We start from the raw sequence: 25277 nt of genomic DNA, 5'->3' as shown, positions 1-25277 counted from the left end.
GGACAGAACTCATGGCGAAAATCATTGTGGTGACTTCGGGCAAAGGCGGCGTGGGCAAGACCACCACCAGCGCCAGCTTCGCCTCCGGCCTGGCCCTGCGCGGCCACAAAACCGCCGTTATCGACTTCGACGTCGGCCTGCGCAACCTCGACCTCATCATGGGCTGCGAGCGTCGCGTGGTGTACGACCTCATCAACGTCATCCAGGGCGAGGCCAAGCTCACCCAGGCGCTGATCAAGGACAAGCAGTGCGACAACCTGTTCATCCTCCCCGCCTCGCAAACCCGCGACAAAGACGCGCTCACCATGGAAGGCGTCGAAAACGTGCTCAAGGAGCTCGACGAGATGGGCTTCACCTACATCGTCTGCGACTCGCCGGCCGGCATCGAAAGTGGCGCGCTCATGGCCATGCACTTCGCCGACGAAGCCCTCATCGTCACCAACCCGGAAGTGTCGTCCGTGCGCGACTCCGACCGTATTCTGGGCATGCTGTCGAGCAAAACCAAGCGCGCCATCGAAGGCGGCGAGCCGATCCGCGAGCATCTGCTCATCACCCGCTACAACCCCAAGCGCGTCAGCGACGGCGAGATGCTCTCGCTCACCGACATCCAGGACATTCTGCGCATCCAGCTCATCGGCGTGATTCCCGAGAGCGAATCGGTGCTGCAGGCCTCCAACCAGGGCACGCCGGCCATTCACCTCACCGGCAGCGACGTGGCCGAGGCCTATCAGGACGTGGTGGCGCGCTTTCTCGGCGAAGACAAGCCGATGCGCTTCACCGATTATCAGAAACCAGGCCTGTTCAAGCGCCTGTTCGGCGGTTGAGGGAGGGGCGCACCATGTCATTCCTCTCTTTCTTTCTGGGCGAAAAAAAGAAAACCGCCACCGTCGCCAAAGAACGGCTGCAAATCATCCTCGCGCACGAACGCGGCGGCAACGGCGCCCCCGCCGACTGGCTGCCCGCACTACAGCGCGAACTGGTCGACGTGATCTCGAAATACGTCAAGATCGACAGCAACGACATCCAGGTCAAGCTCGAACGCCAGGACACGCTGGACGTGCTGGAAGTGAAAATCGAAATCCCGCCGCGAGGTTGACGGATAGCGCGGGCCGAACGCAGTACAGGTACAGCCGTCCTGACTCGCGCCTCAACCGCAGCTGCCGATATATCCGCAATTTTCGCAGCGGTCGCAGCCGTCCACTCGCCGTAGAAACGGCCCGCCGCATTCGGGGCAGATGCGGCCGCCGGGCAGCAGCTCAGGCGATGCGTCGGCCGATTCGAGGTCGATGCGCAGGGCTTCGGGAACGTGGGCGCGCTGCGCCAGCGAGAGCAGCGATTGTTCTCGGCCGGAGGCGTCGAGATAACCGCGGCGGCGCAGCAGTTCCTGCAGGGCGTAGGCGATGGCGGCGACTTCGGACTGATGGAAGCGCGGCGCACGGCTGCCGTCGGACTTGATGACTTCGCCGCAGCGCACCGGGCCTTTGTCCCAAACGACTTCGCGCATGTTCTGCAAACTCTTGGCGATGGAGCCGCCCGAACGTGCGACGAGGGAAAGCAGCCGCATATTGGAGGCGATCCATTGCTGACCTTCGTCGCGCTGACCCGCGGGCATGAAGAACTCGATGGGCCGCTCGATGCGCACCGCCTCGCCGTTCACCCGGCCCTCCACTTCGGCGAAGGAGACGGAGAGATAGACGGTCTTCTGTCCTTCCGAGGTCATGTAGCTGATCTTGCTGGTGACGGCCTGCAAGTCGCCTGAAGGCCGGCCTTCGATGCGGCGGGTGAGCGGATCGATGTCGTCGGCAGTCTGGGCAGATGCGGCAGCAGGCGCGGCCGCCGTGGGCGTGGCCTGCAGCACCGCGCCAAGCACAGCGTTGGGGCGGTAAGTGGCCAGCCCTTTGAGCCCGGCTTTCCAGGCCTGCAGGTAGAGGTCTTTGAAGTCGTCGTAGGGGTAGTCGGCCGGGACGTTGACGGTTTTGCTGATACTGGTGTCGATGAAGGGCTGCACGACCTGCAGCATTTTCATGTGATCGGTGGCGGACATTTCCAGCGCGGTGACGAAGGCCGGCGGCAGGGCGCTCATGTCGCGGCCCATGCTGCGGTACAGGCGCCAGGCGTGGTCGGCGACTTCGTACTCGCGGGTGGTGTTGTCGGCCATGCGCTTCTTACGGGTATAGACCCACGAGAACGCAGGCTCGATGCCGTTGCTGGCGTTGTCGGCAAACGCCAGGCTGATGGTGCCGGTGGGCGCCACGGCGAGCAGGTGCGAGTTGCGGATGCCATGCGCGGCGATGTCGGCGCGAAGGGCTTCGGGCAGACGCTTGGCGAAGCCGCTGTCGAGGTATTTTGTCGCGTCGAACAGCGGGAAGGCGCCCTTCTCCTTGGCGAGATCGACCGAGGCGGCATAGGCCGCGTCGCGCAGGGTGCGGGCCAAGTCGGCGGCGAAGCGGCGGGCGTCGTCGCTGTCATAGCGCAGGCCGAGCATCACGCAGGCGTCGCCCAGGCCGAGAAAGCCCAGGCCGATGCGGCGTTTGTTTTGCGCCTCGTTGTGCTGCTCGACCAGCGGCCAATAGGTGACGTCGAGCACGTTGTCGAGCATGCGCACCGCGACGCGGGTGACGGCCTGAAAACCCTCGGCGTCGAACCGCGCCTTCGGCGTGAACGGATCGCGCACAAATCGGGTGAGATTGATCGAGCCCAGGCAGCAGCAGCCGTAGTCGGGCAGAAACTCCTCGGCGCAAGGGTTGGTCGCCTCGAAGGTTTCGCAGTAATACAGATTGTTGTCAGCGTTGGCGGTGTCGAGAAACAGAATGCCCGGCTCGGCGTGGTCGTAGGTGGACTGCATGATCTGATCCCACAGCGCACGCGCCCGCACGCTACGGTACACCCACTCGCCGTCGGCCCGTTGATGCGCGCCTTCGGCGAGCTGATCGTCGCCCGGCCTGGCCTTGTGCACCAGATCGATCTGCGCGTCGTTTTCGATCGCCTGCATGAACGCGGCGCTCACGCCGACCGACAGATTGAAGTTCTTGAACGCGCCTTGGTCTTTGGCGTGGATGAAGGCTTCGATGTCGGGATGGTCGATGCGCAGCACGCCCATCTGCGCGCCCCGGCGGCTGCCGGCCGATTCCACCGTTTCGCACGAGGCGTCGAACACCCGCATGAACGACAGCGGGCCGCTGGCGCGGCTGTGGGTGCCGCCGACATGCGCACCCACCGGGCGGATGCGCGAAAAGTCGTAGCCCACGCCGCCGCCGCGCCGCATGGTTTCGGCGGCCTGCGCCAGCGCTTTGTAAATGCTGGGTTTGCCTTCCTTGTCGTCCGACACCGAATCGCCCACGGGTTGGACGAAGCAGTTGATCAGCGTGGCCTGAATGTCGGTGCCCGCCGCCGACATGATGCGTCCGGCCGGCACGAAGCCGTCGGCCAGCGCCTGCCGGAACAGCGCTTCGCTGCGGGCCGGGTCGGCCTCTTCGACCGCCAGGGCGCGGGCGACGCGCGCGTGAATGTCTGCGATGGTGTGCTCATCGCCCTTGGCGTATTTCTCCGCCAGAACGTCGAGACTGATGTCTTGTGCTTGCATGATGGGGGCCTAAAAACGGAAAGGCCGCACGGCGGAATGCCTGCGGCGCAAAAATCGATGCTGGGTTTATACCGCGTCTTCGTGATCGTCGGTGTCGACTTCGGTCAAACCCAGCAGGGTTTGCGTCTGATCGACCGGCAGCGCTTCCACCTGCTTGAGCTGGCGCGTCATGGCGCGGGTGCGAGTTTCTGCCGCACCGATGGTATTGCTCGCTTCGTCGAGCTTCTTGCGCGTTTTTGCAAGAACGTCGCCGAATTTTGTGAATTCCGTTTTCACCGCACCGAGCACTTTCCACACCTCGGTCGAGCGTTGTTCCAGCGCCAAAGTACGAAAACCCATGTGCAGGCTGTTGAGCAGGGCCAGCAGGGTAGTGGGCCCGGCGAGCATCACACGGTGCTCGCGCTGCAGCGCCTCCACCAAGCCCGGTCGGCGCAGCGCCTCGGCATACAGACCCTCGGTGGGCAGGAACAGAATGCCGAAGTCGCTGGTGTGCGGCGCGGCAATGTATTTGCTCTGGATGGTCTTGGCTTCCTCGCGCAGACGCAGTTCAAGCGCCTTAGAAGCGGCCTCGGCGGCGGGTTTGTCAGCCTGCTCCTGCGCGTCGAGCAGGCGCTCATAGTCTTCGCGCGGAAACTTGGCGTCGATCGGCAGCCAGACCGGGCCTTCGCCCTTGCCCGGCAGGCGAATGGCGTATTCCACCCGGGCGTTGCTGCCGGGTACGGTTTCCACGTTGACGCCGTATTGCTCGGGGGTGAACACCTGCTCGATCAGGCCGGCCAGTTGAATTTCGCCGAACACCCCGCGCGATTTCACATTGGTGAACACCCGCTGCAGATCGCCCACGCCTTGCGCCAGGGTCTGCATTTCGCCCAGGCCACGGTGCACCAGTTCCAGCCGCTCGGCGACTTGCTTGAAGCTCTCGCCCAGCCGCTGCTCCAGGGTGGCGTGGAGTTTTTCGTCCACGGTGGCGCGCATCTGTTCGAGTTTTTTCTCGTTGTCGGCCTGCAGCTCGCGCAGGCGCAGTTCCACCGTGCCGCGCATTTCGTTCAGGTTCTTGTCGGTGGACTGGCGCAGCTCGGTGAGGCGCAACTCGGTGGCTTCGCGCATCGCGGTCTGGCCCTGCTCGGCGCTCTGGCGCGCTTCGATCAGGCGCTGGTCGGTGGTCTGACGAAGTGCTTCCAGATACTTCGTGAGTTGCGCTTGCAGGCTTTCGCTGTTCTCTTTGCTGGCGTGCATGAGTTGCGCGCCATGCTTTAGCAAGGTGTCGCTGACAATTTTCTGCAGGCCTTGGAGTTGGAGCGCAACGGCATCGAGCTGGGCGTTTTGCGTGCGCGTGCTCTCGCCCTGCTGGTTGAGCAGCATCTGCTGGAACTGCGCCAGTTGCCCGGCCTGCTCGGTGCGCAGGCTCTGGCCGCTGGCCTGCACCGCGCCGCGCAGTTCGCGCTCCAGGCGCTCCATCTGGGGCGCGAGTTCAGCGCCAATCTCGCGGCGCAATTCGGCCAGACCGCGCAGACGCGACAGCAGCGCCCAGCCCAGACCGAGCACCACGAGCCACAACAGCCCGACGAAAACCAGCAAGATCACTTCTATCGACATAGCTCAGGCCACGGGCGTGATGGGCGGTTGGCCTTGCAGCACCGCGACAAGGTTGTCCACCGCGAGTTGCGCCATGGCGCGGCGGGTGGGAATGCTGCTGCTGGCGATGTGGGGCGTGAGCACCAGACGCGGCGCGGCCAGCAGCGCGGGGTTGACGGCGGGCTCGCCCTCAAACACATCCAGCCCGGCGGCACCCAGATGGCCGCTGTGCAGGGCGTGGGCAAGCGCGGTTTCGTCCACCACGCCGCCGCGGGCGATGTTGACCAGCGTGGCGCCGGGCTGCATCTGCGCCAGCTCGGTCGCACCAATGAGGTGATAGGCGGCGGGGCTGTAGGGCAGCGCCAGCAGCACATGCCGACTTTCGCACAGCAACTCGGGCAGCTCGCGATAACTGGCGCGCAGATCGTCTTCGAGATGCGCGGCCAGCCGTTTGCGATTGTGATAGAGCACGCGCATATTGAAACCATGCGCTGCACGCCGCGCAATGGCCTGGCCGATGCGACCCATGCCGACGATGCCCAGCGTGGCGCCATGCACATCCGCGCCGGCGAACAGATCGACGCTCCATTTTTTCCACTGCCCCGCGCGCAGATAGCGCTCGGCCTCGCCCACCTGCCGGGCCGCGGCCAGCAGCAGGGCGAAGCCGAAATCGGCGGTGGTCTCGGTGAGCACGTCGGGCGCGTGGGTGACGGTCACGCCGCGCTCGGCGCAAGCGGCCAGATCGATGTGATCGACGCCCACGGTCATGGTGCTCACGACCAAGAGCTGCGGGCAGGCATCGAGCAAGGCCGCATCGATGCGCTCGCTGCCGGTGATGAAGGCGCCGTGCTTGTCGGCCAGGCGCTGGCGCAGCGCCTCGGGCGTGGCGATGGCGTCGTCGGGCGTGGTTTCGACTTCGGCCACGGCACGCAGCGGCTCGATGACGTCGGGAAACACGGCGCGCGCCACCAGCACGCGCAGCGGGCCGTCTGCAACAAGATTGCTCATCGGAAAAACACCACGGTCAGGAGAAGAAAGCACGGCATCAGAACGGCCAGCGACCAACCTATATAGCCAAAGAACGAGGGCATGCGCACGCCGCGATGCTCGGCGATGGCTTTGACCATGAAGTTGGGCGCGTTGCCGATATAGGTGACCGCGCCCATGAACACCGCCCCGGCCGAAATCGCCATGAGGGTGGTGGCGTGGGCCATGAGCTGCGCCGCGTCGCCCCCCGCCAGATTGAAAAACACCAGATAGGTCGGCGCGTTGTCGAGAAAGGACGACAGCGCCCCGGTGAGCCAGAAGTACGCGGCCGCGATGGGCTGACCCTGCGCATCGGAAGTAAGCGAGACCAGCCCGGCCAGCGCTCCGCCGCTGCCCGCCCGCAGGATGGCGATGACCGGAATGATGGTGAGAAAAATGCCGAGAAACAGCTTGCCCACCTCGATCATCGGCCCCCAGGTGAACTGGTTTTCATGCCGCGCCTGCCATGGCGTGGTGGCCAGCGACAACAGCGCCACGAGGACGAGCGCTGCGTCGCGCGTGAGGTTCTGCAGATCGAGACTCTGGCCGAGTATCGTCACGGTGATGCCCGGTTTCCAAAGGCCGCTGTGCAGCACCGCGATGACGATGACCACCAGCCACAGCACATTCCACGCGCCAATGATGCCCAGCGGGCTGTCCGGCGTGGGGTCGATGGCCGGGCGCTCGGCCTCCTTGCTCCAGAACCAGCGGTCGAGCGCATAGAACACGGCCAACAGCAGGGCGCAGAGCAAAGCCGTGGGGACCAGCAGGTGCTTGAGCGTCCAGAAAAAATCCACGCCTTTGAGAAAGCCGAGAAATAGCGGCGGATCGCCCAGCGGGGTGAGCGCACCGCCGACATTGGCCACCAGAAAGATGAAAAACACCAGCACATGCGCGTTGTGCCTACGGCCATCGTTGGCGCGGATGACCGGACGCACCATCAGCATCGCCGCCCCGGTGGTGCCCATGACGCTGGCCAGCACCGTGCCGATGGCCAGCAGCAGCGTGTTCTGCGTCGGGCTGCCATGCAGATTGCCGCGCACCGCAATGCCGCCGCTCACGGTATAGAGCGCGGTGAGCAGAATGACGAAGGGCAGGTACTCGTGCAAAAGGGTGTGCAGCGCAGCTTCCCAGGTGACGTGCACGCCGAAACTGAGGGCAAAGGGGATGAGAAACAGCGCAGCCCAGCCCGCAGCGATCTTGCCCTGATGGTGATGCCACACTCCCGCGGCAAACAGCGGCATGAGCGCGATGGACAACAGCATGGCCGCGAAGGGCAGCCCCCACCACAGGCTGAGCGTCGCCGGATCAGGAACGGTCTGGACGGTGGCGGCCGATGCCAGACCCGGCAGCAGGCTCAGCAGCACCGTGGCCGCAGCACTGGCGTCACGCCGCATCGACGATCACCACATGCACGCGGTACGGCCCATGCGCACCGAGCACGATGGTTTGCTCGATATCACCCGTGCGCGACGGGCCGGACACGGTGGAAAGCGCGCGCGGCAGATCGCCCAGTTCGGCGCGCAACAGCGCGTAGGCGTCTTCCAGCGTGGCAACGATGCGGCTGGCCGGCACGATGGCGATATGCGTTTCCGGCAGCAGATGGGTGGACGATGGGGTGGCGGGCGAACTCGCCAGCACCAGCGAACCCGTCTCGGCCACCGCGCAGAAGCAGCCAGTGATGCCGAGCTTGTCTTCATCGCGCGGCGGGCGGAACTCCAGGGTCACGCCTGCGTCGACCCAAGGCAGATCGGCCAAAGTTTCCCAGGCCACGCCCTGCACACCCAACGCCTGCTCGCGCAGATAAGCCGCCACCGCGAGCGGTACGTCCTGCGCGCTGGCGACCCGGGCCACGCTGGTCTGCAGCGCCAGCGCCTGCGTGGTTAAACCCGCTATGCGGTCGGCAATCGTCGGCTGCGGCCCGCGCACATGGCGGCCGATATCGACCTCGGCATCGGCCGCCTCGAGGTCATGCAGCGCTGCCGGTCGCCCCTGACGGGCACGAATCTGCGCCAGGATCGCGGCGCGGGCGGAGTCGGTGTTCATGCGAGAGATTCTAGGAGGCCAACCCCGCGATTGCCCCTGTCGTTAACTCCAACAGACAGTTTGTTACCAATACTGACCGACTGTCATGTGACGGGTTTCCATGCGCCATTGCCGTGTTGATTGTTGCGGTCTACGGCAGGCACATCAAACCCGTGGATCTGTTCGGCTATGCCGCCACACTGGGGACGATTCCCATCATCCTCACTTACCTGATTACCAACCTCGCCTTGCCGGTCTACATGCGAAAACACCACCGCGCGGAATTCCAGTTGACCAAACATCTCATTCTGCCGATTCTGGGAACCTTGCTGATGCTGATGCCCTTGTGGGGACTGGTGGAGCCCGGACAGCCGGAACCATTCAACCTCTTCCCCTACGTCGCCCTCGCTGTCTTGGCGCTGTCGGTGATCTACGGATTGATTCTGACCAAGAGTAATCCGCACCTTGCGCAGACCATCGGCAGCTTTATCGCAGACGAATAAAACACCGCACCCAAGCGAAGTCTTTAACTGGAGTCACCCGTCTTCCCCATCATGCTCGACCAGTTGGTCGGCGGGGATCTGGAAGACTTCACGTAGATAGGCCAGATACGCCGGGTCGTCGCACATATTCTTGCCCGGCGCGTCGCTGACCTTGGCAACGGGCTGGCCGTTGCAGCGGGTCATTTTGAGCACCATCTGCGGCGCTTCAAAGCCGAGGTCGTGCATGAGGTTGGTGCCGATGCCGAAGGCCAGGCCGACGCGCTGGTGAAACTGCCGGTAAAGCGCGATGACCTTGGGAATGGTGAGCATGTCGCTGAACACCAGGGTCTTGGTGCGGGGATCGACGCGGTGCTTGGCATAGTGCGCAATCATCTGTTCGCCCCATGAGAAGGGATCGCCCGAGTCGTGCCGGGCGCCGTCGAACAGTTTGCAGAAATACAGATCGAAGTCGCGCAGGAAGGCTTGCAGACCATACACGTCGGCCAGGGCGATGCCCAGGTCGCCGCGGTATTCCTTGGCCCACATCTCGAAGGCGAACACCTGGGTGTCGCGCAGGCGCGGGCCCAGCGCCTGGCAGGCCTGCAGGTATTCGTGCGCCATAGTGCCCAGCGGGGTGAGGCCCATGTCTTTGGCGAGCAGCACATTGCTGGTGCCCGCAAGCTGGGGGCCGAGGCCGCTATGCAGCCGCCCAAGCACCTGGGCCTGCCAGCGCCGCGAGTAGCGGCGGCGGGTGCCGTAGTCGGCGATGCGGCAGTCTTGCAGCTCCGGGGTATGGAGCAGGGCAATCTTGTCGGCAAGACGCGCCAGGCCCGCGTGCTGGTCGGCATCGGCATGGGCGTGGCGGGCGTATACCTCGCTGACGATGGCTAGCACCGGCACTTCGAACAGAATGGTGTGCAGCCAGGGGCCTTGAATGGCGATGTCGATCTCGCCGCGTTCGCGTGCAGCCGGGTCGGCAGCGGGCGTGGCGCGGATGCGCTGGCGGTTGAGGCGGAACAGCGCAAGGAAATCGACAAAATCGCTCTTGATGAAACGCAGGCTGCGCAGGTAGTCGAGTTCGTCGGGTTTGAATTGCAGGGTGCAGAGGGCGTCGAGTTCGTCGTTGATCTCGCCCAGCCGCGACACCAGATCGACCCCGGGCGTGCGGCATTTGAAGCGGTACTCCACCTGCGCGCCGGGAAAGTGATGCAGCACCACCTGCATCATGGTGAACTTGTAGAGGTCGGTGTCAAGCAGCGATTCGATGATCATGGGTTGGACGAGTTGCGGCGCTGGCGTGACAGCGCCTTGGCCCAAAGCAGGCGCAGCACGGCGCGTTCGCGCTGGTCTTGCGCGGCATCGGTGCGCACGCGGCGCGCCCGGTCGAGCAGTTGGAGTCCGAGGCGCGCCTGGGCTTCGAGCGCGCCGTCGCGCACGGTGAGATCGAGCGGGCGTCCGGCGCCGGGCAGGTTGTCGAGCTTGCCCTCCTGCACGGCTTGGGCAATGCGGGTTTCGCCGATGAAGGCCAGCGCGTTCATGCGTCGTGGAACCGGGTGAATTCAGCCACCGGCGCGCGCTCGGTGACCAGGGTGTTTTCGATGGCCGCAGGATCGGCCCAGCCCAGCGACATGCCGCAGACGACTTGCTGCGTTGAGGCGTCGAGCTTCAATTCGTCTTCGATGAGGCGGTGAAACTGGGTGAACGCGGCCTGCGGGCAGGTGTCGAGGCCACGACCGCGCGCCGCCACCATGATGTTCTGCAAAAACATGCCGTAGTCGAGCCAGCTGCCCTGCTCCATCACCCGGTCGATGGTGAAAATCAGTCCGACCGGCGCGTCGAAAAACCGGAAGTTGCGACCATGCTGGGCGTGCATGGCGGGCTTGTCGCCCTTGGCGATGCCCAGCAGACCGTACAAGTCCCAGCCGACCTTGCGGCGGCGGTCGATGTAGGGCGAACGCCATTCGCGCGGATAGTAGGCGTATTCCTCGGTGTGCTGCGCGGCCTGTGCCGGATCGTCATACGCCGCCAGGATGCGAGCGGACAGCCGCGCGAGCGCCGCGCCCGTGAGCACATGCACCTGCCAGGGCTGGGTGTTGGTGCCCGACGGCGCGCGCGCGGCCACTTGCAGGATGGCCTCGAGCGTGGTGCGCGGCACCGGCGTGGGCAGAAAGCGGCGGATGGAACGGCGCGAAGTAATCGCGCCATCCACTGCGGACTGCGTCTCTGGTGCGGGGGGCGTTTGTTCTGCCGAGGCGATGGGAAGGCGATGGGTCATGGCTGAAGCGAATGCGGTCATTCAGCGCCAGTCTATCCCCCCGAATCGAAGCCCTGCGCGACACCGGGTTTGGGGGTGGGCAAGCCGCACTGGTCGCCCCATCATTCGCAAAGTCCAAACGTGAAAAAACGTAACACCTTTGCGGATTCCTCACATGAAACGCATCGCCCTGTTCGCCGACGGCACCTGGAGCAAGCCCGACCAGAACGACGGTAACGCGCCCACGCCGACCAATGTGGTCAAGCTCTCGGTCGCCGTCGCGCCGCAAGACAGTCATGGCATCGATCAGGTGGTGTTCTACCAAAAAGGTCTGGGCGAACAGGGCGGCCTGTGGGACAAAATCACCGGGGGCGCGTTTGGCCTGGGGATCTCGGCCAATATCCGCGAGCTTTACCTGTTTCTGGTGCAGAACTATCACCCGGGCGACCAGATCTTTCTATTCGGTTACAGCCGCGGCGCGTACACGGTGCGCAGCGTGGGCGGGCTGATTCGCAATTGCGGCATCCTGCGTCCGCAGCATGTCGGCCGCGTGGGCGAGGCCTACGCGCTCTACCGCGACCGTTCGCCCGACAGCCACCCCAACGCGCCGCAATCCGTCGCCTTTCGCGAGGCCTACGCCTGGCCGGACGCGCCCATCGAACTCATCGGCGTCTGGGATACGGTGGGCGCCCTGGGCATACCCGTCACCCCGCTGCGCTTCTGGACCAAACCTCTGTACGAGTTTCACGACGTGGCGCTGAGCAGCCATGTGCGCTACGGCTATCAGGCACTGGCGCTGGACGAGCGCCGCAAGCCTTTCGTGCCGACGCTTTGGCAGAAGCAAAGCCACGCCACCGATCAGGTGGTGGAGCAGGCCTGGTTTCCGGGCGTGCATGGCGATGTGGGCGGAGGGCAAACGCTCACCGGCCTTTCTGACGGTGCGCTGCTATGGATGGCCGACCGGGCGCAACGCTGCGGTCTGGTGCTCGACCCGGCCCTGCTTCCCCCGCATGGCGACCCCGCCGCGCAAATGGGCGACACCCTGACGCTGTTCTACCGCCTGCTGGGCCAGCGCGAACGCCAGCCGGGACAGGCCAACCCCGCGGGTCACGAGGGCGTGCATACCTCCACCCTCAGCCGACACTCCACCCTGCCCGACTATCGCCCCCCCGCGCTGGAGCGTTTTCTCGCCATGCGGCCAGTGACTTACTTGCCCTGAGCGGCCGCGGCAGAAGCAGCAGACACAGCAGCGGGCGCTTGTGGTGCCGTTGTTGGCGATGTGGTCGGCGCAGCGGTCGGCACTCCGGCTGGTGCGCTTGCAGTCGCCTGACCTGAAGCCAGACCGAGCGTGAGCACCACGTCCTTTTCCTGGTCTTTCTCGTCGCCGTTGCCCGCCATCTTGCCCGCCGTCTCTTCTGCGGCCTTGATCGCAGTCCCCGCCTGCACCCGCATCGCAGGCAAGGCCTTGGGGCCGGTGGTCAGCGCCGTGACAACGGCCTTGGCCCGCGCCTGCGCCAGCGCGTCGAGAGCCGACTGGGGAATCACTACCGCCTTGGCCAACTGCGCCAGCATGGCGTGCAGCAAAGCCTGCTCCGGCTGATCGGTTTTGGGCAGCGATTTTTTCAGCGCATCGAGCGCGCTGGTCGGGTGCTGGTCGAGGTAGAGCGCGGTGATGGCATTGCGGGTGCGGGCATTGCCCAGATCGAGCGGGCCCGGGCTGACATCGGGCGGCACGGTCACGCCCAGCTTGAGCAGCACCTGACGGCGCACCGCGGCCTGCTGCAGCGCGGCGGTATCGCGCGCGACATCGAGCGTGGGCGGCACCTGCAATTGCAGCCGCGGCCGCTTGCGCAGCGCCTCGGCGATATGCAGCAGCTTTTCACGCTCGGGCGGCGCCAGCACTGCGCTGCCGGGGGCGAAAGCCACGTTCTGCGGCGTTTGCTCGCCCCCGCCGCCGAACAGTGCGCCCAGCGCGCGGAACGGCGCGGTGACGATCTTGGTCAGCACGTTGACAATGGCCTGCCAGATGATGCCGCCGTAGCTGAACTTGGGGTTGTTCAGGTCGCCATGCACCGGCAGGTCGATGTCGATCACGCCGTCGCTGTTTTCCAGCACGGCGATGGCCAGATCGAGCGGCAGGTTCATCGCGCCGGGGCTGTCGACATGCGGGCCCAGCTTGAGCCGGGTGATGGTGAACTGGTTTTTGCCCTGCATCTGCGCCTTGACGATCTTGTACTGCAGCTTGGCATCGAGCCGCCCCGATTCGATGGTGCGCCCGGCAAATTTGCCCGAGTAGGGCGAAACCGAGGCCATGTTCAGGTTGCGGAAATCCAGCGTGACGTCGGTGTTCTGGGTGGCGCGGAAGGGCTGCAACTGCCCCCGCACCTTGGCCGAGCCGTAGTCGTTGACCTGACCGTCGAGTTCGATCTGGGCGCTGCTGTCGGGCGCGTCTGACAGACCGTTGATCACCCCGGAGAGCTTTTGCATGCGCACCCGGAAGTCGGGCTTGATGGACTGATCGGTGAAGTCGACATCGGCATTTTCGATGGCGGTGCGGTCGATGCGCAGCGCCAGCGGCAAGGGCTTGTTTGCACTATGGCCGGCAGCGGCAGGCGGCGGGCTCTGGGCGGGTTTGCGCGTGAGCAGGATGGCCTGCACATTGAGCGTACGGTCGGGGTTGATGACGATGCGCCCATAGGGCTCCACCGCTTGTAGCGCGTTGATGCTGACCGACAGCGGCGCGCTATCGACGCCCAGCCCGGTGGCCGCCAGCTTGCGCCAGCCCAGAAACGGCGTGCGCCCTTCGGGCTCGACCAGCGCGAGGTTGTCGATCTGCGCACGGCCGTCATAGCTCACCTCCGGCACGCTGCCCTGGCCCTTGCCCAGCTTCACCGTGCCGTCGGCCGAGGCGGTTCCGCTGGTAAGCAGCAGCCGCACATAAGGCGCCAGCAGACTGCCGTAGGGGGTGAGCGCAAGCTGCTGAAGTTGCACCTGCAGCGTGCCGGCCAGCGGCTGCGGGGCCACTTGACCGCGGGCGCTGAACTGCCCGCCCTGCTTGAGCGCGAAGCGCACTTGCAGCGCTACGGGTTTGCGCAAATCCAGACTGAGGTTGCGGGCGCTGGCCTGACCCTGCACCACATCCAGACGGAGGGGCGCGGAAGTCTGGCGATCTTCGACCTGAGCCGAGAAGTCGCGCAGAGCAAGGCTTTTGAGTTGCAGATCGGGCAGCTTGGCAGCCGGGTTTTGTGCGGCAGGCTTGGCGGGTGGAGGCGCTGCGGAGGCGGGAGTAGCGGACGCGGGCACAAAGGCCTGCGCCCAGTTCAGGCCGTTCTGCGCCAGAGTCACCTCGGTATTGAAGCCGTCCACTTGCAGGGCCCCGGCGCGAATATGGGCCACGCCGGACGCGGGCAGACTGATTTCGCTGGTGCCGAGTTGCAGGCTTTTCCACCGCGCCAGCGCTTGGCGGGCGCTGTCGAGCTGCATCGCGCCGAGTTGCAGTTGCAGGTCTTTGGCCTGAACCTGCGCCGGGCTGCCCGCAGGCAGCACCACCTTGGCCGCGGAGTTCATCTTGAGGTCGCTGAGCTGCAGTTGCAGCGGCGCCTTGAAGCTCTGGTCGGTGTAATCCAGCGCCTGCACCCGGGTGGCGACGCGCTGCACTTCCAGAGTCCAGGCGGAGACGGGCTGAACAGCGGGCTGAGCGGCTGATGCCGACACTGAAGTGGGCACTGAGGCGGGCAGGCGGGTCGGCTTCGACGCCTTGGAGGCGCCTAAGGCCTGCAGCAGATCGATCTGCCCGCTCGCCAGACGCTTGAGCTGAACTCGGGCCGCGTCGAGCTGAATGGCGCCGAGTTGCACGCGGCGCTGTGCCAAATCGGCCTGCATTGCATCGACCTGAAGCAAGGGCAGCGACAGCCAGGGAGTTGCCTGCGCAGCCTCTGCGCGCAACTGGCTGTTCTGCAGGGTGATTTGCGGCAGTTGCAGGGTGCGCTGGGCCAGATCGACCGTGCCCGGCTGCGTCTGCAGGCTACCCGCCTGCAGTGCGGCCTGGCCGATCTGCCCGCTGATGTCTTGCACTCGCAGCGGCCCGAAACCTGCGTGTTGCCGACCCCAGTCGAGCTGTGCACCTTGCAGTTGCGCGGTGTGGAACTGCAGCTGATCGCGGCCTGAGGCGGCGCTCAATCCGTCCAGCGACAAAGACTGCATCGACACGGTGCGTTTGGCGCCGTCGATTTTTGCCCGATCCAGTTTCAGGTTTTGCCACTGCACGGCGGCGGCGCCCGCCCGCGCGGCCAAGGTCTGAATTTGCGCGCCGAGGTCATTGATCGCCCACAGCCAGCCTTGCTGCCCCTGCACCGCGCTGTAGGCCGCATGAATCGACGCTGTGCCCGAGGTGATCTGCAAGGTGCTCGATAGATTCGGCACGGCCCGCGCCGCCGCCGCCAGGTCGAGCTCGGTGAGTTCCGCCTGCCCGCCGGACACCAGCGGATTGACGCCCACATAGCCCTTCCAGCGCAGCGTGGCCTTCTGCTCGGGCAGCACCAGACTGATGGCGTATTGCCCGCGCGCCTTGGGCAGAGTGGACAGATCGTTGATCTGCACGTTCAAAGGCGTCAACTGCGTGGCATAGGGATGGGGGCGGTTGGCATCGGCGTAGCGCAGCGTGCCGCCTGCGATCTGCAACTGCTCGATCACCACGCGCGGGAGGGTGTCGGAAGGTTTGGCCGGTTTGGGGCCGCGCTGCAGGGCGCGCACCAGAGCGCCCCAGTTCATCGCACCGCCTTGGGCAATGGCCACATTCACCTGCGGCTGATCGATGCGGATTTGACGAAACGTCCACGCCCAGCGAAACAGGCTGACCGGGGCAAAATCGACGAACAGCTTGCCAAACCCCGCCAGCGGCGCCCCTTGCGGCGTGCTCAGTTGCAGCTGGTCCACCGTGAGATTCAGGTGCAGGGGGTCGAACGCCACCTTGCCCACCGTGGCCCGGCTGTCGAGCTGCGACTGCGCCAGCTTGGGGATGTAATGCTCGGCCAGCGGCCCGACCGCAAGGTAGCCAAAAGCCACGTAAAACACGAACAGGCCCGCCACAATGAGCACCGGCAGGCTGAGCAGCACGCGGCGCAGTCGCCTCCAGACGGACGAAGCAGTGGCAGACATCAAAACCTCGCGAAAGATTGGATGCACTGCATTATGGCTCCACCCCGCGGCGCGCCGCCGCTTCGGCCGATACCATCAGGGTCTGTTGCGCCTGCCGCCAATCCACCCGAACCCATGACCGACTCGACCCCCGCTTATGTCCAGTACGTAGGCGCCGCCCTGTTTGCCATTGCGGTGATCCATACCTTTTCCACCAAATTCTTCGAGGGCCTGGCGCACCGCCAGCCCGCGCACGCCGGGCTGTGGCATCTGCTCGGCGAGGTCGAGGTGGTGTTTGGTTTCTGGGCCATGGTGCTCATGGTGTTTTTGTTCGCCACGCTAGGGCAACATGAAGCGGTGGGCTACATCGACTCGCGCGATTTCACCGAGCCGCTGTTCGTCTTCGCCATCATGGTCATCGCAGGCACCCGGCCCATCCTCCAGGCTGCGGGCGACGTCGTCAACGGGCTGGAACGCGCCCTTCCCCTGCCGGGCGCGATCATGTTTTACCTGCTTCTGCTGGTGCTCGTGCCGCTGCTGGGTTCGTTCATCACCGAACCCGCAGCCATGACCCTGGCCGCCCTGTTGCTGCGCGACCGCATTTTTCGCGCCGAAGTGTCGCTGCGGCTCAAATACCTCACCCTGGGGGTGCTGTTCGTCAACGTATCCATCGGCGGCACGCTCACCCATTTCGCCGCGCCGCCGGTACTCATGGTGGCCTCGACCTGGCAGTGGGATCTGGGTTTCATGTTCACCCATTTCGGCTGGAAAGCCGCCATCGCGGTGGCCATCAACGCCGTGGGCGCCACCCTGATGTTCCGCCGAGAACTGGCCGGCCTGGCGCGACCGGCCGCGGTGGATACGCCCGACCCCGCACAACAACGCGCGCCGCTGAGCGTCATCGGCATCCACCTGTTGTTTCTGGTGGCCGTCGTGGTGTTCGCCCATCACCCGTCGGTGTTCATTCCCCTGCTGCTGTTTTTCGTCGGTTTTGCCACCGCCTACGCGCGCTATCAAGACACCCTGATGCTCAAGGAAGGCATGCTGGTGGGCTTCTTTCTGGGCGGGCTGGTGGTGCTGGGCGGCCTGCAGCAATGGTGGCTGCAACCGCTGCTCACCCGCATGGATGCGACCGCGGTATTTTTCGGCGCCACGGCGCTGACGGCCATCACCGACAACGCCGCGCTGACCTACCTCGGCTCGCTGGTGCAGGGCCTGAGCCCCGAATTCAAATACGCGCTGGTGGCGGGGGCGGTCAGCGGCGGCGGCCTCACGGTCATCGCCAACGCCCCCAATCCGGCTGGCATCGCCCTGCTGCGCAGCTGTTTTGACGAAGGAGCGGTTCAGCCGCTGGGCCTGTTGGCCGCCGCCCTGCTGCCCACCGCAGTGGCGATGGGCTGCTTCTGGCTGCTGTGATCCTTTTTTCCAAACGCTTTCCTAACCTATGAATACTCCCACCCTCCCTGACTCTGCAACTCACACCGTCGCTTTTCTCGGCCTGGGCGTCATGGGCGACCCGATGGCCGGGCATCTGGCCCGCGTCGGGCACCGCGTGACTGTTTACAACCGCACCGCGAGCAAGGCCCACGACTGGGTGCGCCGCAACGGCGGGCATTCAGCAGCGACACCGCGCGAAGCTGCGGCGGGGGCCGACTTCGTGTTCTCCTGCGTCGGCAACGATGACGACCTGCGCGCCGTGACCCTCGGCCCGGACGGCGCTTTCGCCGGCATGCAGCCCGGCGCGGTGTTCATCGACCACACCACGACCTCGGCCGATGTCGCCCGCGAGCTGGGCCTTGCGGCGCGCGAACGCGGCCTATTTTTTCTCGACGCCCCCGTCTCGGGCGGGCAGGCCGGTGCGCAGAACGGCACACTCACCGTGATGTGCGGCGGCGAGGCCCCAGCGTTCGAGCGGGCGCAGCCGGTGATTGCCGCGTTCGCCCGCGCCGTCACCCGGCTGGGCGACAACGGCGCCGGGCAGCTTTGCAAGATGGTCAACCAGATCGCCATCGCCGGCGTGGTGCAAAGCCTGGCCGAGGCCATCGCCTTTGGCGAGCACGCCGGGCTGGATCTGTCCACGGTGCTGCAGGTGATCGGCAAAGGTGCGGCGCAGAGCTGGCAGATGGACAACCGCGGCCCGACCATGATCGAGGGCCGCTACGACTTCGGCTTTGCCGTCGATCTGATGCGCAAAGACTTCGGTCTGTGTCTGCAAGAGGCCCGCCACAACGGCGCGCGGCTGCCGGTCCTAGCCCTGGTCGATCAGTTCTACGCCGATGTGCAGGCGGCAGGCGGCGGGCGGCTCGACACCTCGTCGCTGCTCAAGCGGCTGCGTGACAAGAACGACTGAAACCGCCCGTCCACAAACGACAAAGGCCACCCGAGAGTGGCCTTTGCTTTTACCGACAACGATTATTTAGCCGTGTAGCGCGCGGCGCTGGCGGTGATTTCGGCGCGCGCGGCATCAATCCCGGCCCAGCCTTCGGTCTTCACCCATTTGCCCGCTTCGAGGTCTTTGTAGTGGTTGAAAAAATGCTCGATCTGCTTGAGCAGTTCGGGCGGCAGGTCTTCGGGCTTCTGGATGTGGCGGTACTGCGGCAGCAGTTTTTCCACCGGCACGGCGATGAGCTTGGCGTCCACCCCGGCTTCGTCGGTCATTTTCAACATGCCGATGGGGCGGCAACGCACCACGCAGCCATGCACCAGCGGAATGGTGGTGACCACGAGCACGTCCACCGGGTCACCGTCTTCCGACAGGGTCTGCGGAATGTAGCCATAGTTGCACGGGTAGTGCATCGCGGTGGACATGAAGCGATCGACGAACAGCGTCCCGCTGGCCTTGTCCACCTCGTACTTCACCGGCGGCGCGTGCGCGGGAATTTCGATCACTACGTTGAAGTCGTCAGGCAGGCTTTTGCCCGCAGGCACGTCGCGCAAACTCATAATCAGTCCTTGGGTTAAGAGAGAGGTAGAAAAAATTTAGGCAGGATTATTGCCGCGTGGCTCGGGCGGCGGTGCGTTTTCTTTTTGCGGGTTGCGCATGTCCTGCAACTGCTGTTCGCTGATGATGTTGAACATGGTCACGACCTTCGACACGCCCGTGGTGTCGCGTGCGATCTGCACGGCGCGGTCGGCCTCGCGCTGCGTGACGATGCCCATGAGGTAGACCACGCTATTGGACGTAGTCACCTTGAACGCATTGCCGAAAATATCGCGGGCGTCGATCAGGCGGGCGCGCACCTTGGTGGTGATGAGGGTGTCGGTGGCGCTGCGGTTGAGGTCGGCCACAGGCCCGATGTCAATTTCGTTGAGCACGGCCTTGACATTGGGCACGCCCTTGACGACTTGTTCGGCCTTCTGTTTATCGGCCTCGCTCGGCACCTGGCCGACCAGCAGCACCTGCTGGTTGTAGCTCACGGCGCGCACATTGACACCGGCGCCCAGGGCGGAAGAAATGCGGTTGTCCGCCTTGAGCTCGATGGTGTTGTCTTCGAGGATGGAGCCCGCCGTGCGTCGGTCGGTTGCCACATAGGCGGTTGTGCCCACCGCGCCCAAGCCCAGCACGAAGCAGCCCTGCAACTGCGTGGCCGCGAGCACGACGGTCAGCAGACTGGCCGCGCGCCACAAACCGCGCGAACGACGCACGCCGCTAGCGGCGGAAGCCGATTTAGAACAAATATCTACGTTCATCTGTGTCATGCCAAAGACTCCGGTTCACCCATCAGCACCCAGTCTAAGCCATCGCAAAGGCAATGCAATGTCAACAGATGCACCTCCTGGATGCGGGCGGTACGATCGTTGGGCACGGCGATATGCACATCCGCTTCGCGCAGCAGGCCGGCCACCCGGCCGCCGGTGCGCCCGGTCAGCGCCAGCACGCTCATCTCTCTGGCCTGCGCGGCCCGCACCGCTTCGACGATGCTCGACGAATTGCCGCTGGTGCTGAACGCCACCAGCACATCGCCGGGCAGACCCAGCGCCCGCACCTGCTTGGCGAACACATGGTCGAAACCGTAATCGTTCGCCACGGCGGTGAGGGTGGAGGTGTCGGTGGTGAGGGCGATGGCGGCCAGCTCGGGGCGCTCGCGCTCGAAGCGGCCGACCAGTTCCGCGGCCAGATGCTGACTATCGGCGGCCGATCCGCCGTTGCCGCAGATCAGAATCTTGTGCCCGTTCGACACCGCTGTCGCCAGCACATCGACGGCGCGCGCGATCGGCCCGGTCAGCGCCTCGGCCGCCTGGTACTTCAGATCGGCGCTGTCGAAAAAATGCTGCTGGATACGCTGCTCTAGCATGATGTGACTGAGAGACAAAAGGGCGATGTTAGTCGGGGTCGAGTGCCTGCGCGGCCTGCGTGTTGTCCTGCCTGCGTCGTCACTCTTCCGCCGAAAACGCGCCGGGCAGCCACTCCAGCTTGCCCGCTTCCAGCGCAACCACATCGAAACGGCATGTCGGCTCCTCGACCAGACGCGCCAGATAGTGACGCGCGGCCAGCACAATACGGCGGCGTTTGCGCGCATCGACACTGCCCGCCGCCCCGCCATACGCCGCCGCGTTGCTGCGGGCGCGCACCTCGACAAAGACCAGCGTGCCGTCGGCCGCGCGCATGATCAGGTCGATCTCGCCGCCCCGCACCCGATAATTACGCTCGACCAGCCGCAAGCCGCGGGCCTGCAACTCGGCGCAGGCCCGCGCTTCTGCCGACTGCCCCAGACGGCGCGCCGCGCGCTGCTTCCACATTTGCAACATGCCCGCCATGTCCACTCCCCTCCAAACCGCACTGGAATTCTGCGCCCAGCAGGATTTTCCGCCCGCGCTCTACATGGTGTCCGCGCCCATCGGCAACCTGGCCGACATCAGCCTGCGCGCCCTGGCCGTACTGCACCATGCCGACCGCATCGCGGCCGAAGACACCCGGGTGGCGCAGCGTCTGCTCGAAGCCTACGGGCTGCGCAAACCCACGCTGCGCTGCGACCGGCACCGCGAGGCGCAGGCCGCGCAGCACATCGTCGCCGCGGTGGCCGCGGGCGAGCGCGTGGCTTTTGTCAGCGACGCGGGCACGCCGGGCATCAGCGATCCGGGCAGCCGCATCGCCGCGGCCGCTCATGCCGCCGGGCTGCGGGTGATGCCCCTGCCGGGCGCCAGCGCGGTGACGACGGCGCTCAGCGCCAGCGGCCTCGATCTGCACTCGGGTTATTGCTTCGCGGGATTCGCGCCCGAAAAGGCAGTGGCGCTGCGCGCCTTTCTGCAGGCCGCGCTACAGGCTTCGCGGGTGACGGTGTTTTTCGAAGCCCCGCACCGGCTGCGCGACTGCCTGCTCACCTTGCTGGATCTGGACGCGCAAGCGCAACTCGTCCTCGCCAAGGAGTTGAGCAAACAGTTCGAAACCCTGCTGCCCTGCACGCCGCAAGCCGCGCTCGACTGGCTCGATGCCGATCCCCGGCGGGCGCAGGGCGAATTCGTGCTGCTGCTGCAGCCGCGCGCGGCCGTGGCGGAACTCGACACCCGAGCCATCGCCCTGCTGCAGCGGCTGGCGCAGGAGTTGCCCGCCTCACGCGCGGCGGCGGTGGCGGCCGACCTCACCGGGCTGAAGCGCGATGCGCTGTACCGCTGGTTACTCGATCAAAAACAGGGCTGATAAATGGGCTGATCGAGCGCCCCGCCTCACACCGGCGCCGGGGCTTCACCCGTCCAGATTTCCACCCGGTTGCGTCCGGCTTGTTTGGCGCGGTAGAGCGCCTGGTCGGCGCGGTCGAGCAATTCGTCGGCGTCCATCAGGGTGGAAGTCGGCAGGAACTCGGCAATGCCGATGCTGGTGGTCAGCGTCAAGCCATCAGGCGCGCTCGAGGGCAGGCAGCTGGCTTCCTGAATGGAAAGCCGCAGGCGCTGCGCCACATCGAACGCGACCTGCCGCGTGGTCTGCGGCAGCAGAATGGCGAACTCATCGCCCCCCAGCCGTCCACACAGATCGGGCCCGCGCAACTGCTGCATGCAGGTCTGCGCAAAACAGCGAATGACAGCGTCGCCCACCTGATGGCCGAAGCGGTCGTTGATCTGTTTGAACCGGTCGATGTCCAGCGCCAGCACCACGAACGGGCTGCCCTCACGCTGCGCGCGGCGCAGCTCCAGTGCGGCGCGGGCCAGAAAGTAGCGGCGGTTCGGAATGCCGGTGAGCGTGTCGGTGTAGGCCAGATTGCGCAATTCGCTTTCACGCGCCTTGGCCTCGGTGATGTCCTTGAAGGCGAAGATCAGCGCGTCGTCGTCGCGGTAACGCCCCCGGGTGACCGACAGCAGCAGCCAGACCTCGGTGCCGTCGAACCGACGGAATTGGGCCTCCACGCCGCGCACGATGCCGCCTTCGCGCTGCAGCCGAGCCAGCAGTTGATCGCGATCGACCGAATCGCCCCAAAGAGGCCGCATCGACTGCCCGGCGTGCTCCGCATACGAGCCGCGGAACAGACTGTCGGCGGCCTTGTTGGAAAACAGCAGCGCCGCGTCGCTGGTGCGAGTGATGACCAGCGGCACCGGCGACTCTTCCGCGAGGAAGCGAAAGCGCTGCTCGTCTTCGCTGAGTTGCTGCTGCAACTGCTTGATGGCGGTGATGTCCTGCATGCTGGTGACCACGCCCACGATCTGGCGGCTGACCGCGTCGCGCACCAGCGCCTTGTTCAAAATCCACACCGTGGGCTCATGATCGGGATGCAGATAAGGCGCTTCGCGCGTGACCTGCAGGCTGCCGGAGAGCAACTCGCTGTCCATGTCTTCCCAAATGCGGCCCAGCGTGGTGCCGAGAATCTGCGTCCCGGTGCGGCCGTGAATTTCCGGGCCGCTGAGCCCGACGAGCAGGTTGAAGGCCACGTTCACCCGGGTGAACCGCCCCTGCGGATCGCTGAACGCCACCGGGTTGGGCAGGGCGTTGAGCAGCGATTCCTGAAACCGCAACTGCGCCTGCGTGGTGGCCTGGCTGATCTGCAGCGCGGCGGTGCGACGGTTGACCTTTTTTTCCAGCGTGGCATTGATGTCGCGCACCTGTTTGAGTGCCACGGTGCGCTCGTTGGCCAGCAATCCGGCGAGCAGCATGGCGCTGGCGAACGCCAGCAGAATGATCTGCATGGACATGAAGCGATCGCTGCCCAGCATGCTGTACATCGGGCCTTGCTGCAGCACGGTCGCCGTCACGATCAGCAGGCTGATGACCGCGCTCAAGGCAGCGGAAACCGCCAGCGGCAAGCGCATCGCCGACCACAGCAGCGGCAACATGACCAGACTCGCCAGCCCGATGGGCAGCGCGCTCTGGCCGACTGGCATGAGATAGACCAGCAGGGTGCCGATCACCGCGAGCGCCGGCAGCCACACCATTTCCCCGTTGAACGCCGCCCGCAAGGTCTGCAGCGACACCCGGCGCAGCAGTTCGGCGGCGGGGGTGAGCACCACGATGCTGGCCATATCGGTCACCCACCATTGCACGCCCAGATCAGGCGAAACGGGGGTCTGGCCAAAACCGAAGGTGGCCGCGGCAGCGGCCCCCACGGCCGCAGAGACCCCCGCGCCGATTACGCCCATGGCGCCGATGAACCAGAGACCGTCGGCCGTCGTCTCGAAACCCTGCCAGCGCGCGCGTCGCCGCAACAGCCACAGACCGAGCAGCGGCCCGAGGACGTCGCCCGCCGCGATCAAGGCACTGGCCTGCAGTCCCCAGCCCAACAGCATGTAGTCGCTCACCCAGGACGCGAGCGCGATGGCCGGCACCATCGACGGCCCGCGCGCAATCAGGCCGAAGGCCGCCACGGCCGCCGAAGGCCACAGAATGAGCTCGCTCGACCGCACCCCGAGAACCAGCCAGGCCACCAGGATGTAACACGCAGCGAGGCCCACTGACCAGAACAGCCAGCGAATCACGGAGCGGGTGGACACGGAGCACATGAGGGCGTTGCAGCAGGGTCAGTGAGTCAAAGTTTCAGCGCAGAAAACGACATTTCATGAAGAGAAAAACATCCCAAAAAAACGGTCGATGATTGTCAGCAAAGAACCAAACTTGTTGACAATCCAGACAAACTGGAGAAATCAACGAAAGATAGGCATTATTCCTGCACCAGATTCGCTGACTGCTCTGGCTTGACCAGATTCTCTAGAAGCTGCGTCGCCCTGTCCGTGAAATCCGTCACGTTGTCGGCCCGTAGCCTCTCACGCAGCGCTAAAAATTGTTGAAAATTGCGCACTGCTTCACGAAGTCAGCACCGTAAGCGCGGCGTTTCTCTGGCTGTTTCTCTTACTGAACCCTCTCCCATGCCTCCACTGCCCGACCCCGAACCGTCCTTCTCGTCGCCTGCGATGCAGCGTCGTTTACTGCTGAGGGCCGCGGCAGGTACGCTTTTGTTCAGCCCGTGGCTGAAAGCCGCCCAGGCGCGAGCCGCAGTCAATCTGGCCGCGACGCCCATCGGCCGCATGGATCTGCCGTGGTGGCGCAAGCGCTTTGAAGCGTCGCTGCAACAGGTGCGCCGCAGCCAGCCTGAACTCGTCTGGCTGGGCGACTCCATCACCCAGAACTGGGAGCGCAGCAGCCCGCAGCCCTGGGCCGACTACCAGCCCATCTGGCAACGCGAATACGGACGCTACCAGCCGCTCAATCTCGGCTTCATCGGCGATACCACCTCCAGTGTGTTGTGGCGACTCAATCACGGGCAGGTGCAGGGGCTGTCTCCGAAGGTCTGCATTCTGCTGATCGGCGCCAACAATCTGGGGCGGCCGCACTGGGGCGCCCACCTGACCGTGCCGGGCATCGAGGCGGTGGTGGACAAGGTGCACCAGTTGCTGCCGCACACCGCGGTGCTGCTGCTCGGCGTGCTGCCCAGCAAGCGCTCGGCCTGGATCAGCGCCGAAACCCTCAAGATCAACGCCGCGCTGGCCCAGCGTTATGCCCACAGCCCCTTTGTGACCTTCCTGAATGTCGGCCATGTGCTGCTCGACGCCCAAGGCCAGCCCGATCCCGCGCTCTATCTCGAAGGGCACGAGGCGCATCAAACCGTGCTGCTCCACCCGGATGCGCAAGGCATGGAACGCATCGCCCAGGCGATCGCGCCCACGCTGGACAAACTCATGAGAATCTCGCCGGACCGTCCCATGAGTCCATAGTGCCCAGAACAGAGAACCGAGCGAAGCGAAGGTTTTCGGGGTGGGCTGATGGCTCGCTGAACCG

At 65.3% G+C, this 25277-nt stretch carries 22 protein-coding genes; 8 read left to right on the top strand and 14 right to left on the bottom strand.

Features of this window, described 5'->3' with window-relative positions; genetic code table 11:
- The first annotated feature begins 11 nt into the window (after positions 1 to 11).
- Both minD and minE read left to right on the top strand, forming a co-directional pair.
- Entirely contained in the window at positions 12 to 824 is an 813-nt protein-coding gene (minD, locus tag THI_RS02665) for a septum site-determining protein MinD (RefSeq protein ID WP_013104680.1), read from the top strand.
- Positions 825 to 838: 14 nt separating this feature from the next.
- A complete protein-coding gene (gene minE, locus THI_RS02660; protein ID WP_013104679.1) occupies positions 839 to 1096 on the top strand; it encodes a cell division topological specificity factor MinE in 258 nt (85 codons plus the stop codon).
- A 51-nt stretch (positions 1097 to 1147) separates the two neighbouring features.
- Here minE and THI_RS02655 read toward each other — a convergent pair whose 3' ends face one another.
- From THI_RS02655 to THI_RS02635, 5 genes are all read right to left on the bottom strand, one after another.
- Entirely contained in the window at positions 1148 to 3583 is a 2436-nt protein-coding gene (locus tag THI_RS02655) for an adenosylcobalamin-dependent ribonucleoside-diphosphate reductase (RefSeq protein ID WP_013104678.1), read from the bottom strand.
- A 66-nt stretch (positions 3584 to 3649) separates the two neighbouring features.
- On the bottom strand, positions 3650 to 5041 hold the full coding sequence (rmuC, locus tag THI_RS02650; protein WP_231836485.1) for a DNA recombination protein RmuC: 1392 nt from the start codon (positions 5039 to 5041) through the stop codon (positions 3650 to 3652).
- 141 nt (positions 5042 to 5182) lie between these two features.
- Positions 5183 to 6166 carry a 2-hydroxyacid dehydrogenase gene (locus tag THI_RS02645; RefSeq protein WP_013104676.1) on the bottom strand — a complete coding sequence of 328 codons (984 nt, stop codon included), beginning with the start codon at positions 6164 to 6166 and terminating at the stop codon, positions 5183 to 5185.
- Positions 6163 to 7581 (bottom strand): sodium:proton antiporter, encoded by a 1419-nt coding sequence (locus THI_RS02640; RefSeq protein WP_013104675.1) that lies wholly within the window; start codon positions 7579 to 7581, stop codon positions 6163 to 6165. The genes THI_RS02645 and THI_RS02640 overlap by 4 nt, the downstream gene beginning before the upstream one ends.
- Positions 7571 to 8230 carry a LutC/YkgG family protein gene (locus THI_RS02635; RefSeq protein ID WP_013104674.1) on the bottom strand — a complete coding sequence of 220 codons (660 nt, stop codon included), beginning with the start codon at positions 8228 to 8230 and terminating at the stop codon, positions 7571 to 7573. The genes THI_RS02640 and THI_RS02635 overlap by 11 nt, the downstream gene beginning before the upstream one ends.
- A 113-nt stretch (positions 8231 to 8343) precedes the next feature.
- On the opposite strand from THI_RS02635, the gene THI_RS02630 reads away from it, so the two are divergent.
- Entirely contained in the window at positions 8344 to 8712 is a 369-nt protein-coding gene (locus THI_RS02630; protein WP_013104673.1) for an APC family permease, read from the top strand.
- Between the two features lie 33 nt (positions 8713 to 8745).
- On the opposite strand, the gene pncB is transcribed toward THI_RS02630, so the two are convergent.
- Genes pncB through THI_RS02615 form a run of 3 tightly spaced genes read right to left on the bottom strand, consistent with a single transcriptional unit; the run spans position 8746 to position 10966 of the window.
- Positions 8746 to 9963 carry a nicotinate phosphoribosyltransferase gene (gene pncB / locus THI_RS02625; protein WP_013104672.1) on the bottom strand — a complete coding sequence of 406 codons (1218 nt, stop codon included), beginning with the start codon at positions 9961 to 9963 and terminating at the stop codon, positions 8746 to 8748.
- Positions 9960 to 10229: a DnaJ family domain-containing protein gene (locus tag THI_RS02620; protein WP_013104671.1), complete on the bottom strand. Its 270-nt coding sequence runs from the start codon at positions 10227 to 10229 to the stop codon at positions 9960 to 9962. The genes pncB and THI_RS02620 overlap by 4 nt, the downstream gene beginning before the upstream one ends.
- A complete protein-coding gene (locus THI_RS02615; protein WP_050985900.1) occupies positions 10226 to 10966 on the bottom strand; it encodes a nitroreductase in 741 nt (246 codons plus the stop codon). Before THI_RS02615 ends, THI_RS02620 begins: the two co-directional genes overlap by 4 nt.
- 154 nt (positions 10967 to 11120) lie before the next feature.
- On the opposite strand from THI_RS02615, the gene THI_RS02610 reads away from it, so the two are divergent.
- Positions 11121 to 12164: a T6SS phospholipase effector Tle1-like catalytic domain-containing protein gene (locus tag THI_RS02610; RefSeq protein ID WP_013104669.1), complete on the top strand. Its 1044-nt coding sequence runs from the start codon at positions 11121 to 11123 to the stop codon at positions 12162 to 12164.
- Here THI_RS02610 and THI_RS02605 read toward each other — a convergent pair.
- Complete coding sequence (locus tag THI_RS02605) at positions 12152 to 16102, bottom strand: DUF748 domain-containing protein (RefSeq protein WP_013104668.1); 3951 nt, start codon at positions 16100 to 16102, stop codon at positions 12152 to 12154. The two genes, THI_RS02610 and THI_RS02605, sit on opposite strands and share 13 nt — an antisense overlap.
- 114 nt (positions 16103 to 16216) lie before the next feature.
- On the opposite strand from THI_RS02605, the gene THI_RS02600 reads away from it, so the two are divergent.
- Together THI_RS02600 and THI_RS02595 are read left to right on the top strand one after the other, a co-directional pair.
- Positions 16217 to 17497 carry a putative Na+/H+ antiporter gene (locus THI_RS02600; RefSeq protein WP_013104667.1) on the top strand — a complete coding sequence of 427 codons (1281 nt, stop codon included), beginning with the start codon at positions 16217 to 16219 and terminating at the stop codon, positions 17495 to 17497.
- Positions 17498 to 17525: 28 nt separating this feature from the next.
- On the top strand, positions 17526 to 18431 hold the full coding sequence (locus THI_RS02595; protein ID WP_013104666.1) for an NAD(P)-dependent oxidoreductase: 906 nt from the start codon (positions 17526 to 17528) through the stop codon (positions 18429 to 18431).
- A 62-nt stretch (positions 18432 to 18493) separates the two neighbouring features.
- Here the strand turns inward: THI_RS02595 and ppa are convergent, their stop codons facing one another.
- From ppa to THI_RS02575, 4 genes are all read right to left on the bottom strand, one after another.
- Positions 18494 to 19024 (bottom strand): inorganic diphosphatase, encoded by a 531-nt coding sequence (ppa, locus tag THI_RS02590; protein ID WP_013104665.1) that lies wholly within the window; start codon positions 19022 to 19024, stop codon positions 18494 to 18496.
- 36 nt (positions 19025 to 19060) lie between these two features.
- Entirely contained in the window at positions 19061 to 19726 is a 666-nt protein-coding gene (locus THI_RS02585) for a BON domain-containing protein (protein ID WP_231836336.1), read from the bottom strand.
- A 50-nt stretch (positions 19727 to 19776) separates the two neighbouring features.
- The gene (locus tag THI_RS02580) at positions 19777 to 20376 is read right to left on the bottom strand and encodes a phosphoheptose isomerase (protein WP_013104663.1); all 600 of its coding nucleotides are present in this window, start codon (positions 20374 to 20376) and stop codon (positions 19777 to 19779) included.
- A 79-nt stretch (positions 20377 to 20455) separates the two neighbouring features.
- Positions 20456 to 20830, bottom strand: coding sequence for a YraN family protein (locus THI_RS02575; protein WP_050985899.1), 375 nt, complete (start codon positions 20828 to 20830; stop codon positions 20456 to 20458).
- Between the two features lie 7 nt (positions 20831 to 20837).
- On the opposite strand from THI_RS02575, the gene rsmI reads away from it, so the two are divergent.
- Positions 20838 to 21719 carry a 16S rRNA (cytidine(1402)-2'-O)-methyltransferase gene (rsmI, locus tag THI_RS02570; protein ID WP_064135001.1) on the top strand — a complete coding sequence of 294 codons (882 nt, stop codon included), beginning with the start codon at positions 20838 to 20840 and terminating at the stop codon, positions 21717 to 21719.
- Between the two features lie 26 nt (positions 21720 to 21745).
- On the opposite strand, the gene THI_RS02565 is transcribed toward rsmI, so the two are convergent.
- A complete protein-coding gene (locus THI_RS02565; protein ID WP_013104660.1) occupies positions 21746 to 24004 on the bottom strand; it encodes a sensor domain-containing diguanylate cyclase in 2259 nt (752 codons plus the stop codon).
- A 363-nt stretch (positions 24005 to 24367) separates the two neighbouring features.
- On the opposite strand from THI_RS02565, the gene THI_RS02560 reads away from it, so the two are divergent.
- Positions 24368 to 25213, top strand: a complete 846-nt coding sequence (locus tag THI_RS02560; protein WP_176140459.1) for a GDSL-type esterase/lipase family protein — start codon at positions 24368 to 24370, stop codon at positions 25211 to 25213.
- The last annotated feature ends 64 nt before the right edge of the window (positions 25214 to 25277 follow it).

It is taken from the genome of Thiomonas arsenitoxydans, assembly GCF_000253115.1.
Lineage (GTDB): Bacteria > Pseudomonadota > Gammaproteobacteria > Burkholderiales > Burkholderiaceae_C > Thiomonas > Thiomonas arsenitoxydans.
The sequence above is the reverse complement of the archived record's forward strand: the minus strand, read 5'-3'. Positions and strand labels throughout refer to the sequence as shown.